Source organism: Pseudomonas sp. 7P_10.2_Bac1, from assembly GCF_025465935.1.
Lineage (GTDB): Bacteria > Pseudomonadota > Gammaproteobacteria > Pseudomonadales > Pseudomonadaceae > Aquipseudomonas.
This window is the reverse complement of the sequence record NZ_JANLNV010000045.1, coordinates 1-14,927: the sequence shown is the minus strand read 5'-3', so window position 1 is coordinate 14,927 and position 14,927 is coordinate 1. Positions and strand designations below refer to the sequence as shown.

Here is a 14,927-nt window from a genome sequence, read left to right as displayed (position 1 = left end):
CCAGGGTATTTTGTCGCCCCGAGCACCCGCGCCTAACTTAAAAAAAAAAAACCCCCCCCCCCCACCCCCGCTCCTACAGCCTTGGGGTGTTTGTATTGTTCAAATAATCACCAATCACCTTGCGTCGCTCTTGTCCCTTCTCTACAATTGCGCCCCTTGCCATCATGGCGGGCGCATATGTGCCTCTCTAGGCAAGACACACCAGTGTCATTCACTCCTTGTCTGACCGCTTTAAGTGAGCGGCAGGCTACAACCCGTAAGGAGCATTCATGCGTCATTACGAAATCATCTTTTTGGTCCACCCGGATCAAAGCGAACAAGTCGGCGGCATGGTAGAGCGTTACACCAAGCTGATCGAAGAAGACGGCGGCAAAATCCACCGTCTGGAAGATTGGGGCCGTCGTCAACTGGCCTACGCAATCAACAATGTTCACAAGGCTCACTACGTGATGCTGAACGTTGAGTGCACTGGCAAAGCCCTGGCTGAGCTGGAAGACAACTTCCGTTACAACGATGCTGTGATCCGTAACCTGGTCATCCGTCGCGACGAAGCCGTAACTGGCCAGTCCGAGATGCTCAAGGCTGAAGAGAACCGCAGTGAGCGCCGTGAGCGTCGTGACCGTCCTGAGCATTCTGACAGCGCCGATGGCGATGACAGCGATAACAGCGACGCCAGCGATAACGCTGACGAGTAATCCACGGACCTTTTGAGGAGCCAATTACATGGCACGTTTCTTCCGTCGTCGTAAATTCTGCCGCTTCACCGCAGAAGAAGTGAAAGAGATCGATTACAAAGATCTCAACACTCTGAAAGCTTACGTATCCGAGACCGGCAAAATTGTTCCAAGCCGCATCACCGGTACCAAAGCTCGTTATCAGCGTCAGCTGGCCACCGCTATCAAGCGCGCCCGCTTCCTGGCCCTGCTGGCCTACACCGACAGCCACGGCCGCTGAGACCGGGCAGTCGACAGGTAGTAAAGGATTGAATGCATGCGTGCCCTAGCTGAGTTCATCATGCGAGGCCGTGTGCAGGCCACGTTAATCGTGGCCGGATGTGCGGCATTGCCGTTTTTGTTCTGGTTGAGTGCTGCTGCGGGTTGCCTTGTGCTCCTGCGGCGCGGTCCGAGAGATGCCTTGAGCATCCTCTCATGGGCTCTGCTGCCGGCCTTGGTCTGGTGGTTTATGGGCGAACCCCGCACCTTGATGGTGCTGTTGGGAACCCTGGGATTGGCGATGCTGTTGCGCGCCGGTCAGCCCTGGTATCGCGTGCTGCTGGTCAGCGTAGCGTTGGGCGTGGTGTATGGCGTGATCCTGGGTACGGTTTTCCGCGAACCCATTGGTGTGATGGCGCGGGAGTTGGAAAAACTCCTGCCGCAGATCCTCAGTGGTCTCTACGACAAGTTATCTGACGTAGAGCGAGCGCGCCTCGGAGCACTGATTGCACCCGTCCTCACCGGTTTGATTGCAGCTTTGATGCAGGTCGTCAGCGTGCTGAGCCTGATTCTTGGGCGTTACTGGCAGGCGCTGTTGTATAACCCGGGCGGTTTTGCCAGCGAATTTCGCAGCATCCGCCTACCGCTGGGACCCGCGCTATTGTTGCTGGCGTGCATGCTTGTAGGGCCGAATTTTGGCCCACAAATGGCCATGCTCACGCCGTTGTGCAGCGTAGCGTTGTTCTTCGCCGGCCTGGCCCTGATACACGGGCTGGTGGCGAAAAAGCGACTGACCAAGTTTTGGCTGGTGGGGTTGTACGTCACGCTGCTGCTGTTTATGCAGCTGATCTATCCGTTGCTCGTGGTCTTGGCCATTGTCGACAGCCTGATTGATTTTCGCGGACGTCTGGCGCCGAAAGACGCTGATAAAGGCTCTGCGGACGGTGAAGGTTAAAAGTTAAGAGGATTTTCACATGCAACTGATCCTTCTGGAAAAAGTCGCAAACCTGGGCAACCTGGGCGACAAAGTAAATGTTAAGGCCGGCTACGGTCGTAACTACCTGCTGCCGTACGGCAAAGCTACCGCTGCAACCGCTGCCAACCTGGCTGCGTTTGAAGAGCGTCGCGCTGAGCTGGAAAAAGCAGCAGCTGACAAGAAAGCTTCGGCCGAAACTCGTGCTGCTCAACTGGGCGAGCTGGAAGTGACCATCACTGCCACCGCTGGTGATGAAGGCAAGCTGTTCGGTTCGATCGGTACTCACGACATCGCTGATGCACTGACCGCCTCTGGCGTTGAAGTTGCAAAAAGCGAAGTTCGTCTGCCGAACGGCACTATCCGTAACGTTGGCGAATTCGACGTGGCTGTGCACCTGCACGCCGAAGTTGAAGCAACCGTACGCGTTGTTGTGGTAGCTGCTTAAGCAGTCTGACTGACTGGCACCTTGTGTGCTGGACGGTTAACATCGGGCACGATCCTGTTCACAGGTCGTGCCCTTTGTCTTTCTGCTGATCCTGATTTTCACCCCAAACTGACACGTGGCCATGAACGATATTTCCGCTCCTGAGCAATACGACCTGCAAACCGCAGCCCTGAAGGTGCCGCCGCACTCCATCGAGGCCGAACAGGCTGTACTCGGTGGTTTGATGCTGGACAACAACGCCTGGGAACGCGTGTTGGATCAGGTCTCGGACGGCGATTTTTATCGGCATGACCATCGCCTGATATTCCGCGCCATCGCCAAACTGGCCGACCAGAACTCCCCAATCGACGTCGTGACCCTTGCCGAGCAATTGGACAAGGAAGGTCAGACCTCGCAAGTCGGCGGCCTGGGCTACCTGGGCGAACTGGCGAAGAACACCCCGTCGGTGGCGAACATCAAGGCATACGCCCAGATCGTTCGCCAGCGTGCGACGTTGCGCCAACTGATCGGCATCAGCACTGAAATTGCCGACAGCGCGTTCAACCCCGAGGGTCGGACTGCTGAAGAGATCCTCGACGAAGCCGAACGCCAGATCTTTGCGATTGCCGAGGCCCGGCCCAAAACCGGCGGCCCGGTGAGCGTCAACGACCTGTTGACCAAAGCCATCGACCGCATCGACACGCTGTTCAACACCGATGAGGCCATCACTGGCCTGTCCACCGGCTACACCGACCTCGACAACATGACCAGCGGCTTGCAGCCCGCTGACTTGATCATCGTCGCCGGCCGTCCTTCGATGGGTAAGACCACTTTCGCGATGAACCTCGTAGAAAACGCCGTGTTGCGCAGCGACAAGGCGGTGCTGGTCTACTCGCTCGAGATGCCAGGTGAGTCGCTGATCATGCGTATGCTCTCGTCCCTGGGCCGTATCGATCAGAGCAAAGTGCGTGCGGGTCGGCTTGAAGATGACGACTGGCCGCGCCTGACCTCGGCAGTCAACCTGCTCAACGATCGCAAGCTGTTTATCGATGACACGGCGGGTATCAGCCCGTCGGAAATGCGTGCACGGACCCGGCGTCTGGTGCGTGAGCACGGCGATATCGCCATGATCATGATCGACTACCTGCAGTTGATGCAGATCCCGGGTTCGGGCGGTGATAACCGGACCAACGAGATTTCCGAGATTTCCCGGTCCCTCAAAGCGCTGGCCAAGGAATTCAACTGCCCGGTGATCGCCCTGTCGCAGCTCAACCGTTCCCTGGAACAACGGCCCAACAAACGCCCGATCAACTCCGACTTGCGGGAATCCGGAGCGATCGAGCAGGACGCCGACGTCATCATGTTCGTGTACCGGGACGAGGTGTATCACCCCGAGACCGAGCACAAGGGCGTTGCTGAAATCATCATCGGCAAACAGCGTAACGGCCCGATCGGTACGGCGCGTTTGGCGTTTATTGGCAAATACACGCGCTTCGAAAACCTGGCGCCGGGCAGTTATAACTTCGACGACGAGTAACTATTAGCCAGCCTGTCAGCAAAGCCCACAGGGGTTCCTGTGACAGCTGGCCTTGTACCTGCCAATTCCGACCGTCGCCGTCGGAATTGGTCATTTTTTGTGCTATATTCCGCGCCCGCGAATTTCTCAGTAAATGTCGCGCCCCTTTTTTGCACTTAACACCGGTCATCGACATGCAAGCAGCGAAGCCAATTTTTGACTATCCGAAGTACTGGGCCGAATGTTTCGGGCCAGCGCCATTCCTGCCCATGAGCAGGGAGGAGATGGATCAGCTTGGCTGGGATTCATGCGACATCATCATCGTGACCGGTGATGCCTATGTCGATCACCCATCGTTCGGCATGGCGATCATCGGGCGTTTGCTGGAGTCCCAGGGCTTTCGCGTGGGGATCATTGCCCAGCCGAACTGGCAGTCCAAAGACGACTTCATGAAGTTGGGTGAGCCGAACCTGTTCTTCGGCGTTGCGGCCGGCAACATGGACTCGATGATCAACCGTTACACCGCCGACAAAAAAGTCCGTTCCGATGACGCCTACACCCCCGGTGGCATGGCTGGTAAACGTCCGGACCGTGCGAGCCTGGTGTACAGTCAGCGCTGTAAAGAAGCCTACAAGCATGTGCCGATTGTCCTCGGTGGTATTGAGGCGTCTCTGCGTCGAATTGCGCATTACGACTACTGGCAAGACCGGGTCCGCAACTCGATCCTGATCGATGCTTGCGCCGACATCCTGCTGTACGGCAACGCCGAGCGCGCCATTGTTGAAGTGGCCCAGCGTTTGTCCTACGGCCACAAGATCGAAGACATCACCGACGTGCGCGGCACCGCGTTCATTCGCCGTGACACGCCTAAAGACTGGTACGAAGTAGACTCCACGCGTATCGATCGTCCGGGCAAGATCGACAAGATCATCAACCCGTATGTGAACACCCAGGACACCCAGGCCTGCGCCATCGAGCAGGAAAAGGGCCCGGTTGAAGACCCGAACGAGCCCAAGGTCGTGCAGATCCTAGCCAGCCCACGCATGACCCGTGACAAAACGGTGATTCGTCTGCCGTCCTTTGAAAAGGTTCGTGCCGACGCGGTGCTGTATGCCCACGCCAACCGCGTGCTTCACCTCGAGACCAACCCGGGCAACGCCCGCGCGCTGGTGCAGAAGCATGGCGACATTGACGTCTGGTTCAACCCACCACCCATTCCGATGACCACCGAAGAGATGGACTACGTGTTTGGCATGCCTTACGCACGTGTTCCGCACCCAGCGTACGGCAAGGAAAAAATCCCGGCCTACGACATGATCCGCTTCTCGGTGAACATCATGCGTGGCTGCTTCGGCGGCTGCACCTTCTGCTCGATCACCGAGCACGAAGGCCGGATCATCCAGAACCGCTCCGAAGAATCGATCATTCGCGAGATCGAAGAAATCCGCGACAAGGTGCCGGGTTTCACCGGCGTCATTTCCGACCTCGGCGGCCCGACCGCCAACATGTACCGCATTGCGTGCAAGAGCCCGGAAATCGAATCCGCCTGCCGTAAGCCTTCGTGCGTGTTCCCCGGCATCTGCCCGAACCTGAACACCGACCACTCGTCACTGATCCAGCTGTACCGCAGTGCGCGTGCCTTGCCGGGCGTGAAGAAAATCCTGATCGCTTCCGGCCTGCGTTACGACCTCGCGGTCGAGTCGCCGGAGTACGTGAAAGAGCTGGTGACCCACCACGTGGGTGGTTACCTGAAGATCGCCCCGGAACACACCGAGGAAGGTCCGCTCAACCAGATGATGAAGCCGGGCATTGGTACTTATGACCGCTTCAAGCGCATGTTCGAGAAGTACACCAAGGAAGCGGGCAAAGAGCAGTACCTGATCCCGTACTTCATTGCTGCGCACCCCGGCACCACCGACGAAGACATGATGAACCTGGCGCTGTGGCTCAAGGGCAATGGTTTCCGGGCCGACCAGGTGCAGGCGTTCTATCCGTCACCGATGGCCACGGCCACGGCGATGTACCACTCGGGCAAAAACCCGCTGCGCAAGGTCACCTACAAGAGTGACGGCGTGACCATCGTCAAGAGCGAAGAGCAGCGTCGTCTGCACAAGGCGTTCTTGCGCTATCACGACCCTAAAGGCTGGCCGATGCTGCGCGAAGCCCTGACCCGCATGGGTCGTGCTGACTTGATCGGCTCTGGCAAGGATCAATTGATCCCGTTGCATCAGCCGGCCACTGACAGCTACCAGAGCGCGCGCCGTAAAAACTCGACGCCGGCTGGCAGTCACAAGGTGGCCGGTGGCAAGACCACCAAGATCCTGACGCAACACACCGGCTTGCCGCCGCGTGCCAGCGATGGTGGCAACCCGTGGGACAAGCGTGAAGAGGCCAAGGCCGCGGCGTTTGCGCGTAACAAGCAGGCGGCCAAGGAGCGTCAGGAAGCGGCTAAAGGCGGTAAAGGCAAAAAGCCTGCGCGCAAGCCCGTAGTCCCGCGCTAGAGACGTATGTAGGCGCCAACTGTCGCGATCTTTTGATCGTTAAAAGATCGCGAGGCAAGCTCGCTCCTGCAGATAATTGCACGGCCTACACCAACGCCAGCCTTCGGGCTGGCGTTGTGCATTCTGGGGGCTGGGGTTATGCGTGAGGGGCTGGAGTTTCTGTGGTGTCTGCGTCGTCTTGCGCGACGTCATGGTCTGCTTCTACGTCGTGCTCGACGGCGTTTCCTTCAGCGGCGGCTTTCTTGCGCGCCAGCTTTTCCTCTTTCTTCTGCTCTTTTGCCAAGTCTCGTTGACGCTTGGCGAAGTTATAGTTGGGTTTAGCCATGAGCGATCCTCTGGGGGGGCGAAGGTGAGGTTAAGCGGCGCGTATTCTGCCCTGTATCCGGGGTGGGCAGTTAGCTGGCTTTTGCCGGCAGGCCAATTAAAGTGCCAGCACGACTCTACACTGCGCAAAAAGGTGCAGGGGGATTAAATCCTGAAATAGCCCGCAATGGCTTATGGAAGCTGGCCTTACGCTCGTTTGCCTGATAGAAGGTCATGACAAAAAGCGGCAGGACGTGACGTGGGTCATTGGAACATCGCCCGTTTTCGTGCATCCTGTATACAAATAATGGATTTTTTGTACCCTACCTTGGAGAAAAACCATGTTTGCCAAAGTTGTTGCGGTATCTCTTTTGACCTTGGCCAGCGGCCAATTGTTAGCGGCTGAGTGCAAGGTCACTGTTGATTCGACTGACCAGATGTCGTTCAACACCAAAGCTATCGAAATCGACAAGTCCTGCAAAACCTTCACCGTAGAGCTGACACACTCCGGCAGTTTGCCAAAAGAAGTCATGGGCCATAACTGGGTACTGAGTAAAGAAGCCGATATGCAGCCGATCGCTACCGATGGCCTGAGCGCTGGTATCGACAAGGGCTATCTGAAGGATGGCGACGAGCGCATTATTGCGCACACCAAGATCATCGGTGCTGGCGAAACAGACTCCGTGACCTTTGATGTGTCCAAGCTCAAAGCTGACGAGAAGTACGCGTTCTTCTGCTCGTTCCCGGGCCATATCTCGATGATGAAAGGCACCGTCACGCTTAAATAAGCGTCGATTTTCCCCAACAGCCCTGACGTGCGTTACGCCGTCGGGGCTGTTTGCATTCAGGCTCAGGCGGCTGAGTCGGTCATCTTGAAAATGCCCTGAGCATTGCTGCTGTCGAAATTCAGGTCGATGCGACCGTTGTCCGGGTCGACCTTGCGCTGAATAAACTCGACAAACGACCCCGGCACTTGATGCTCGCGGCATTGGCCTTGTGCATCGATCAACTCGCGGGTGACGGTACAGGCGCGGTAGGCCGTTTGCATGACCCGGCCCGAGGCTGAGACTTCGATGCTGTCTTTCATCGGTCGTTTCAGCTCACGCTGTCGGGCAACACAGGCGTTCAAGTCCTGCACGCGATCGGTCAGGTGGTTGAAGCTGTTGCCCTCCGTGGCGATCCAGGCCATTTCCGCGCTTTCGTTGAGCAGGCTGCGATAGTCCGCCTCGTGTACCACGCCGTGCTGGCGGCCAAAGGCTTGGTGCAAAGCTGGCAAGAGGGTGCGGGCTTCGCTCAGGCTGCAATGGCGGGTGAGGCTCAGGCGCTTGAGCAGGCTCAGGTGGTGTGGCTGCAGCGGATCGACACTTGAGCCGACCACGCGGCCCACCGCGAGCTGGAACGCCTCGCTGAAGCGTCCGGGGTGCAATTCCGAGACGAAGAACTGCGCAATGTCTTCAGGTAGGTCCATCTGGCGATAGCCCCAGCCGGTCATATTCAGCTTGGTCAGCGGGTAGGTTCGTACGTCGGTAAAACCCAGCGGCTCCAGCAAACGGGCGAAAGCCTGACGGCCGCGCGGCAGTTCGCCATTGCAGGGCCAGTCCACGGTACGAATGGCACCGTGATCAAATACCACCTTGCGGCCTTGCCGGGCTTGCTCTTCGACATAGCGTCGGCCGTCTGGCACGACGCTCACCAAGGTATGAAACAGGCACAGATTCAGCGCCTGGGCGAGCCACACGCGGTGCAGTGCATTGTCGCTCCAATTAAAGCGCTGCAAGGCTTCTGGCACCTCGACATGTTCGCGCAACCAGTGCGCAGTCGGTTGATCGAGCGCAGACTCGACCAGCGTGAACAGACCATCGAAAGAAGACATGGGACGGGGGCTCTGGCGACGAAATAGAGGTCTATCAAAGCGTTTGAGAGCAGTGCGGACAAGCGAAAAAAAATGCGGGGTTCATTCCGTTTTTTCTTGGACATATGAGCGCTGAGGCGCAATGGCTGCGGTCTTCTGGGCCTGAAAGCCAAGCGAAAAATTCTTCATGTAATTGTTATAACGTAACTATTGCTTTTACGCGACAATCCCTATAGCGAGGCGCCGAAACCGGAGTCGGTCTGGTTGGCTGGGTATTTGAGTGCGTGGAAGGTGTATGGACAGACGTAGCGTGTTGAAATTTATCTTGGCCGGTTTGGCGTTGCCGACCCCTCTGATGGCCTATGCCTCACAAGCCGTGCGGCGGGTGAGTGTCAGTCGGTCGGCAAGCTCTGCGACGTTGCTGCTGGAGCTCAGTGGCCCGGTGATCGCCAGCAGCTTTACTCTCGAGTCCCCGCCCCGCGTGGTGATAGACCTGAAGCAGGCGGTTTTGGCCGCGCCCTTGGAGGGGTTGGCGCTGGACGGTACGCCCGTCACCGCCATTCGCAGCGGGAAAACCCCGTCGGGTGATTTACGTATCGTCCTGGACCTGGCGGACTCAGGCGTGCGGGCCAAGCTTCAGCCGATGTCGGGCAAGGGGCACACTCTGCAAGTGCTGTTGTCCGGCCAGCCCGCTCAAGCAGTTGCCTCAACACCGGCAGTCCAGGCTGTACCGGAGCGGGCGAGCGGCAAGCCGCACCGTGATGTGCTGGTGGTCATTGATGCCGGTCACGGCGGCAAAGACCCAGGCGCGGTCGGGTCCAAGGGTGAGCAAGAGAAAATCGTCGCCCTGCAGATTGCCAAGCTACTGGCCAAGCGCATCGATGCCCAGAAGGGTTACAAAGCCAAGCTGGTGCGTACCGATGACATCTTCATCCCGCTGCGCAAGCGTGCCGAAGTAGCCCAACGCCTGAACGCCGATTTATTCATCTCGGTGCATGCCGATGCGGCGCCGCGGCTCACGGCATCGGGGGCTTCGGTCTTTGCGCTGTCTCAGAACGGCGCCACGTCTTCTATGGCGCGCTGGATGGCCGAGCGTGAAAACGACGCGGATTCGGTCGGCGGCGGTTTGAACGTCAAGTTGCACAAAGATGACCCGATGGTGGCTGGGGTGCTGCTCGACATGTCGATGAATGCCACCATCTCCACCAGCCTGGACCTGGGCCATCAGGTGCTGTCGCAACTGGGTGGCGTGGCGCGGCTGCATCAGGCCAGGGTCGAGCAGGCCGGGTTTGCCGTGCTCAAATCGGCCGCCGTGCCGTCGATCCTGGTGGAGACCGGGTTCATTTCCAACGTGAACGATTGCCAGCGGCTGCATGACACCCGTCATCAGCGCAAAATTGCGGAAGCGATCTTTGCCGGTGTGGACGGGTATTTCCGGCAACAGCCGCCAGCGGGCAGCCTGATCGCGGCCAGGGCCCGCAACGAGACGGCCTAGGCACGCTGCACCCAGGCCTGATGCGGGTCACGCTTCGATCGAGGAGTGATGGCCCGTAATCAACCACTCATCATTGATGCGCTCGAAGGTAAACAGAAAGCGCGCCGGGACCACGCGCTGCTCGTTGTGTTCCCGGTAGACAAACGTGTAGAGGCCGCCGACCACCACGGTGCCGAGCTTGCGGCTAACGCGCTTTTTGAACACCTGGATGTCACACACCAGCCCGTCATTGGCCAGAAAGTTTTCAAAGTAATTGCGGCGACTGTCGTCGCAATCGCGCACCTGATTGGACAGGGTTGGCACCAGAATGGCGTCGGGCGCATACAGCGCCAGAATCTGGTCGACGTCCCGCGTGGTAATGGTTGCAGCCCAACGGAAGAGGGCGGCCTTCGCGCCAACAAGACATGCCAGTTCGGTGTCGGCATATGGTTCGATGCTGACGGGCGAGGCGGTAGGGGCTTGGCTCATAAATGCTGACCTATGGGTTCTAGAGTCCGGGAGACGCGCCCATGCTACCGTAAAATTGTTACTGTATAACGTTTAAATTCGCAGTTGTTGCCGCGCGGTGAAGGCTGCGATCGCGGGACCGCTGCCTTCTCGCGGGCAAGGCTCATGGCGCGAATGGCATCTCGCGTTTGTGGTGGGTTTTTTCGTAGGTGCTGCAGATGATGTTGAACGCCTCTTCGCGCACCGGCTCGCCGTGCAGGAAGGCATCAATCTCGGCATAGGTCACGCCATGGGAGACTTCGTCGGGTTTGCCCGGCTCGAGGTCTTCCAGATCGGCGGTGGGGACTTTCTCGACCAGAAACTCCGGTGCACCCAAATGCCGCGCAATGGCCCGCACCTGGTTCTTCACCAGCCCGCTGAGCGGCGCCAGGTCGCACGAGCCATCACCGAACTTGGTGAAAAAGCCCATCACCGCTTCGGCTGCGTGGTCAGTGCCGATCACCAGCCCGCCTGTTGCGCCAGCGATGGTGTACTGCGCCACCATGCGCATCCGCGCCTTGGTGTTGCCCAGCACAAAGTCCACGGTCTCAGCCTTTTTGCCTTCAAGCGCAGTCACTTCTGCAGCGAGGGCCTTGACCGCCGGGCCAATGTTCACGGTCTGGCGTTCATCGGGGTTGATGAAGTCGACGGATGCCGTGGCATCGGCTTCATCCTTCTGCACGTCGTAAGGCAGACGCACGGCAATAAAGCGGTAGGCCAGATCGCCCGTCTGTTCGCGCAGTTGTTGCACGGCTTTCTGGGCCAACAGGCCGGCTGTCAACGAGTCGACCCCGCCGCTGATGCCCAGCACCAGGGTTTTGAGCCTGGCGTTGTGCAGGCAGCACTGGATAAAGGTGATGCGCCGTGCAATCTCGGCCTCAAGGGCTGCGATGTCTTTAAACGGCGGTTGAACCTTGAGATCTTCAGCAATCTGACGCTGTACGGCCTGCATGATTCACTCCTTGGTGGATTGTTCAGGAACATTGAAAACGTGGCGCAAGTAGGCGGCGAAGTTTGGATCTGAGCAATGGGTCTTGCCGGGTTCGTCCGAAATCTTGGCAACGGGCGAGCCATTACACGCGGTCATTTTAAGCACGATACTCATTGGCTCAACACCCGGGATGTCACAGGTCAGGTTAGTTCCGATGCCGAAACTGACGTTGATTCTGCCGCGCAGCGCCCGGAAGATCCCGAGTGCACGCGGCAGTGTCAGGCTGTCGGAAAACACCAGGGTCTTGCTCATCGGGTCGATACCCAGCCGATGATAATGCGCGATGCATTTTTCGGCCCACACCACCGGGTCACCCGAGTCGTGGCGCAAACCATCGAACAGCTTGGCGAAGTACAGATCAAAATCTGTGAGGAAAGCATCGGTGGTGATGCAGTCGGTCAGGGCAATACCCAGCAAGCCACGGTACTCACGCACCCAGCAATCGAGCGCGGCGCTCTGGCTGTCGATCAGCCTCGGGCCCAGTTGCTGATGGGCCATGATCCACTCGTGGGCCATGGTGCCCAGCGGTTTCATGCCCAGTTCCCGGGACAGGTTGACGTTGCTGGTGCCGACAAAGCGCCCGGGGAAGTCATGTTTGAGTACCGTGACGACTTCTTCCTGCACCCGGTAAGAAAACCGGCGGCGCGTGCCGAAATCGGCGACTTGCAACTCAGCCAGTTCGTCGGCGGTGGCATTGGCTTGCAGCCAGTCAAACTTGCGATACAACTGCTCACGGGCCTCCCGCAGCAAGGTGCCGGCATAGCGGGAGCGGTTGCGCACTTCACTGACAATCGCCAGCAATGGCACTTCAAACAGAATCACATGCAGCCACGGTCCGCGCAGGCGGATAAACAGCTCGCCGTTTTCGACACCGGTGTGCACATAACGCAGGTTGAAGCGGAACAGGCCCAGAAAGCGGATGAAATCGGGCTTCATGAACGTGATGCGTTCCAGGAAACCGAGTTGGTCCTGGGTCATGCTTAATTCGGCCAGACGCTCGATCTGGTGGCGAATCTCGCTCAAGTACGGGCGCAAGTCCTCGCTGTTGCGACAGCGGAACTCCCATTCGACTTCAACGTTGGGGTAGTTGTGCAGCACCGCCTGCATCATGGTCAATTTGTAGAAGTCGGTGTCGAGCAAGTTCTGCACGATGCGATCGGCAAACACACTCTCGCTCATAACGGCAATCTCCATGCTGCCCGTGCCCAGATAGCAACGGTGTTCAGCTTGTTCAATGAATGGCGATAGTGGCGCATATTCGCAGGCCGTATTGCCAGCGGTTTTTGTATTGATGACTGCAATCCCCCTGCAGGAGTGAGCTTTTGATCTTTTAAAAGCTCGCGAGGCAAGCTCGCTCCTACACGGTTATGTGTCATCCAGGTGTTCCATCATCCAGTCCACAAAAGCTTTTACCTTGGGCACGCCCGCCGAATGTTCGGGGTAGGCCAGGTAATACGCGTCGCGACTGGGCATCGGGTGCTGCCAGGCAACGACCAGTTTGCCGTCGGTCAATTCTTCTTCCACCAGAAAGCGGGGCAATAAGGCCACGCCGCAGCCTACCTGCGCGGCACGAATGCACATATAGAACGTTTCGAAGCGTGGTCCGTGATAGCTGTGGTCGGTGTGATACCCCTGGCTTTCAAACCAGTCGTGCCAGGCTTGCGGGCGTGTTGCGTTCTGCAGCAGCACCAACTCGGTCAATTGCGTCGGGTCGTCGAAGGGGCGCTCGGGCAAGCTCGACGGCGCGCACACCGCCACCAGTTCTTCACCGAACAACTTCAGGCATTCAGTGCCGGGCCGTGAACCTTGGCCAAAATAGAACGCCAGGTCACTGCGCCCTTGCAGCAAGTCGTCGGCAGGCTGTTCGTTGCACACATCCAGATGAATATGCGGATGACGCAAGCGCCAGCCCTTGAGCCGTGGGACCAGCCAGCGCGCGCCGAAGGTCGGCGGCGTCGACACTCGCAGCACCTCGGTTTCGCCGCCGTAAGAGCGCAGGGTGTGGGTCGACATCTCGACTTGGGTCAGGATCTTTCGGACCTCTACCAGATACAAGTCGCCTGCTGGTGTCAGTTGCAGGCGGCGCCGCACACGGCGAAACAACAGATGCTGAAGCAACTCCTCCAGTTGCGCGACCTGTTTGCTGACCGCGCTTTGGGTCAGGTTCAGCTCTTCAGCGGCGCGCGTGAAGCTCAAGTGCCGGGTGACTGCCTCAAAACACTGCAACGCCGTGATCGATGGCAGATAACGCTTGTTGAGCATAGAGACCCCCAGATGCTTGCTGTTATCCGCTTAAGTAGGCTTGTGTTGAAATCAAGCCATTAGTAGCTCTCCCCCGTGAATTTTCCCTCCTGTGTGTCAACATTAACCGCCAGATCCCCAATCAACATTTGTTATTAGGCGACCTTTACAAAATGTTGACTTGATTTTCATGGGATTAGAAGACTATAGCCAGCTTGTTGACAGCGCCTAAATCACGTGCTTAATTGACTGTAGTGGTAGGCCCGGCGTAGGTCTATCCAGTCTATCGACTAGTTCATAATCGTTTTAAGGGAACCAGACTAAGGTTTGGCCTTATCCGAATGATCAGCGTTGACTTTGATGCTCCATTTATCAAGGTATCGCTGATATGTCCTGCACAAAAGAAATTGCCTTTATTTCTGTTGGCCGCATTTTAGGCACCATCGCCGCCACGCGACCTCCAAAAGATATTAGTCTTCAAAAGACCATCATCTCAGGTGCGCGGCACTCTCTTTCTGAGTGCGAGGTGCAACCTTGAAAGCTCGTGAATTTAAAGATTTTCAAGGGCGACCATCAGCCCTAATTTTTGATGACGGACGGCCAGTGCTCTTGGCTAATTTCTGGCTCATAAATTTCAAGCCCGGTTTGTCACCTAAATCACGAGTTTTACTAGCATATGATTTAAGTGTGGTAATGCTTTATCTCAAGGGCAGTAAAATAGACATAGCCGCTAGGTTCTCAAAAGGAGATTATCTGACTAACGGTGAGATTGTTCGGCTTAGAAATAGATTAGAAGAACACAAGCGGACGGTTGAGCTGCGAGTGAATGGCGTTGGGGTTTTGGCTCCAACAATGACTTGCAGTTCGGCATTTGTTCGACGTTGCCGGACAGCACGAGAGTTTTTCGAGGTGATGGCAGAGGAGTTGTGTCTGCAGGGGGCAGTAGACAAAATATCTCTTAGTGGATTTAAGGCTAGATTGGTAAAGCATTTGCCAAGCAAGCAGAAAAATGACAACCCTTCCATGGTGGAGCCGCTTTCTGATAAAGAATTATCTCAAATTGATTTTGCCATAAGGGAGCAGGCAAAGCTTGGGGGAAGAGCCAAATTTCTAATTCACCGAGATCTGGTTATTTTTCATCTCCTACGCGAACTCGGAATTAGAAATAGTGAGCTACTTGGGATAAAGGTTGACGGTTTTTCTCGCACGA

15 protein-coding genes are annotated in these 14,927 nt (G+C 57.2%); 9 read left to right on the top strand and 6 right to left on the bottom strand.

The annotated features are described in order from the left end of the window. Positions 1-269 precede the first annotated feature (269 nt). From rpsF to NTD86_RS08470, 6 genes are all read left to right on the top strand, one after another. Complete coding sequence (gene rpsF / locus NTD86_RS08495; RefSeq protein WP_003439045.1) at positions 270-695, top strand: 30S ribosomal protein S6; 426 nt, start codon at positions 270-272, stop codon at positions 693-695. Positions 696-723: 28 nt separating this feature from the next. Further along, positions 724-954, top strand: coding sequence for a 30S ribosomal protein S18 (gene rpsR / locus NTD86_RS08490; RefSeq protein ID WP_003171373.1), 231 nt, complete (start codon positions 724-726; stop codon positions 952-954). A gap of 36 nt (positions 955-990) precedes the next feature. After that, a complete protein-coding gene (locus NTD86_RS08485) occupies positions 991-1,887 on the top strand; it encodes a hypothetical protein (protein WP_262201754.1) in 897 nt (298 codons plus the stop codon). 19 nt (positions 1,888-1,906) lie between these two features. Next, a complete protein-coding gene (rplI, locus tag NTD86_RS08480) occupies positions 1,907-2,353 on the top strand; it encodes a 50S ribosomal protein L9 (RefSeq protein ID WP_048366584.1) in 447 nt (148 codons plus the stop codon). A gap of 121 nt (positions 2,354-2,474) precedes the next feature. After that, on the top strand, positions 2,475-3,869 hold the full coding sequence (gene dnaB, locus NTD86_RS08475; RefSeq protein ID WP_262201752.1) for a replicative DNA helicase: 1,395 nt from the start codon (positions 2,475-2,477) through the stop codon (positions 3,867-3,869). Between the two features lie 173 nt (positions 3,870-4,042). Next, positions 4,043-6,349: a YgiQ family radical SAM protein gene (locus NTD86_RS08470; RefSeq protein WP_262201751.1), complete on the top strand. Its 2,307-nt coding sequence runs from the start codon at positions 4,043-4,045 to the stop codon at positions 6,347-6,349. Positions 6,350-6,485: 136 nt separating this feature from the next. On the opposite strand, the gene NTD86_RS08465 is transcribed toward NTD86_RS08470, so the two are convergent. Beyond that, a complete protein-coding gene (locus NTD86_RS08465; RefSeq protein ID WP_262201750.1) occupies positions 6,486-6,674 on the bottom strand; it encodes a hypothetical protein in 189 nt (62 codons plus the stop codon). A gap of 319 nt (positions 6,675-6,993) precedes the next feature. Between NTD86_RS08465 and azu the strand changes: the two genes are divergently transcribed. Continuing rightward, positions 6,994-7,440: an azurin gene (azu, locus tag NTD86_RS08460; RefSeq protein WP_262201749.1), complete on the top strand. Its 447-nt coding sequence runs from the start codon at positions 6,994-6,996 to the stop codon at positions 7,438-7,440. 62 nt (positions 7,441-7,502) lie between these two features. Here azu and NTD86_RS08455 read toward each other — a convergent pair whose 3' ends face one another. Further along, positions 7,503-8,525 (bottom strand): DUF1338 domain-containing protein, encoded by a 1,023-nt coding sequence (locus NTD86_RS08455; RefSeq protein WP_262201748.1) that lies wholly within the window; start codon positions 8,523-8,525, stop codon positions 7,503-7,505. A gap of 274 nt (positions 8,526-8,799) precedes the next feature. On the opposite strand from NTD86_RS08455, the gene NTD86_RS08450 reads away from it, so the two are divergent. Further along, on the top strand, positions 8,800-9,999 hold the full coding sequence (locus NTD86_RS08450; RefSeq protein ID WP_262201747.1) for an N-acetylmuramoyl-L-alanine amidase: 1,200 nt from the start codon (positions 8,800-8,802) through the stop codon (positions 9,997-9,999). Positions 10,000-10,026: 27 nt separating this feature from the next. Here NTD86_RS08450 and NTD86_RS08445 read toward each other — a convergent pair whose 3' ends face one another. The 4 genes from NTD86_RS08445 to NTD86_RS08430 all read right to left on the bottom strand — a co-directional run bounded on the left by NTD86_RS08445 (position 10,027) and on the right by NTD86_RS08430 (position 13,738). After that, positions 10,027-10,467, bottom strand: a complete 441-nt coding sequence (locus NTD86_RS08445; protein WP_262201746.1) for a DUF4440 domain-containing protein — start codon at positions 10,465-10,467, stop codon at positions 10,027-10,029. A gap of 142 nt (positions 10,468-10,609) precedes the next feature. Further along, positions 10,610-11,437, bottom strand: a complete 828-nt coding sequence (nadE, locus tag NTD86_RS08440) for an ammonia-dependent NAD(+) synthetase (protein ID WP_262201745.1) — start codon at positions 11,435-11,437, stop codon at positions 10,610-10,612. Positions 11,438-11,440: 3 nt separating this feature from the next. After that, positions 11,441-12,655, bottom strand: a complete 1,215-nt coding sequence (gene pncB, locus NTD86_RS08435) for a nicotinate phosphoribosyltransferase (protein ID WP_262201744.1) — start codon at positions 12,653-12,655, stop codon at positions 11,441-11,443. A gap of 186 nt (positions 12,656-12,841) precedes the next feature. Next, complete coding sequence (locus tag NTD86_RS08430) at positions 12,842-13,738, bottom strand: LysR family transcriptional regulator (protein ID WP_262201743.1); 897 nt, start codon at positions 13,736-13,738, stop codon at positions 12,842-12,844. A 513-nt stretch (positions 13,739-14,251) separates the two neighbouring features. Here NTD86_RS08430 and NTD86_RS08425 point away from each other — a divergent pair. Further along, positions 14,252-14,927, top strand: a 676-nt coding sequence (locus NTD86_RS08425; protein ID WP_262201742.1) for a hypothetical protein, incomplete at its 3' end; no start/stop codon positions are given.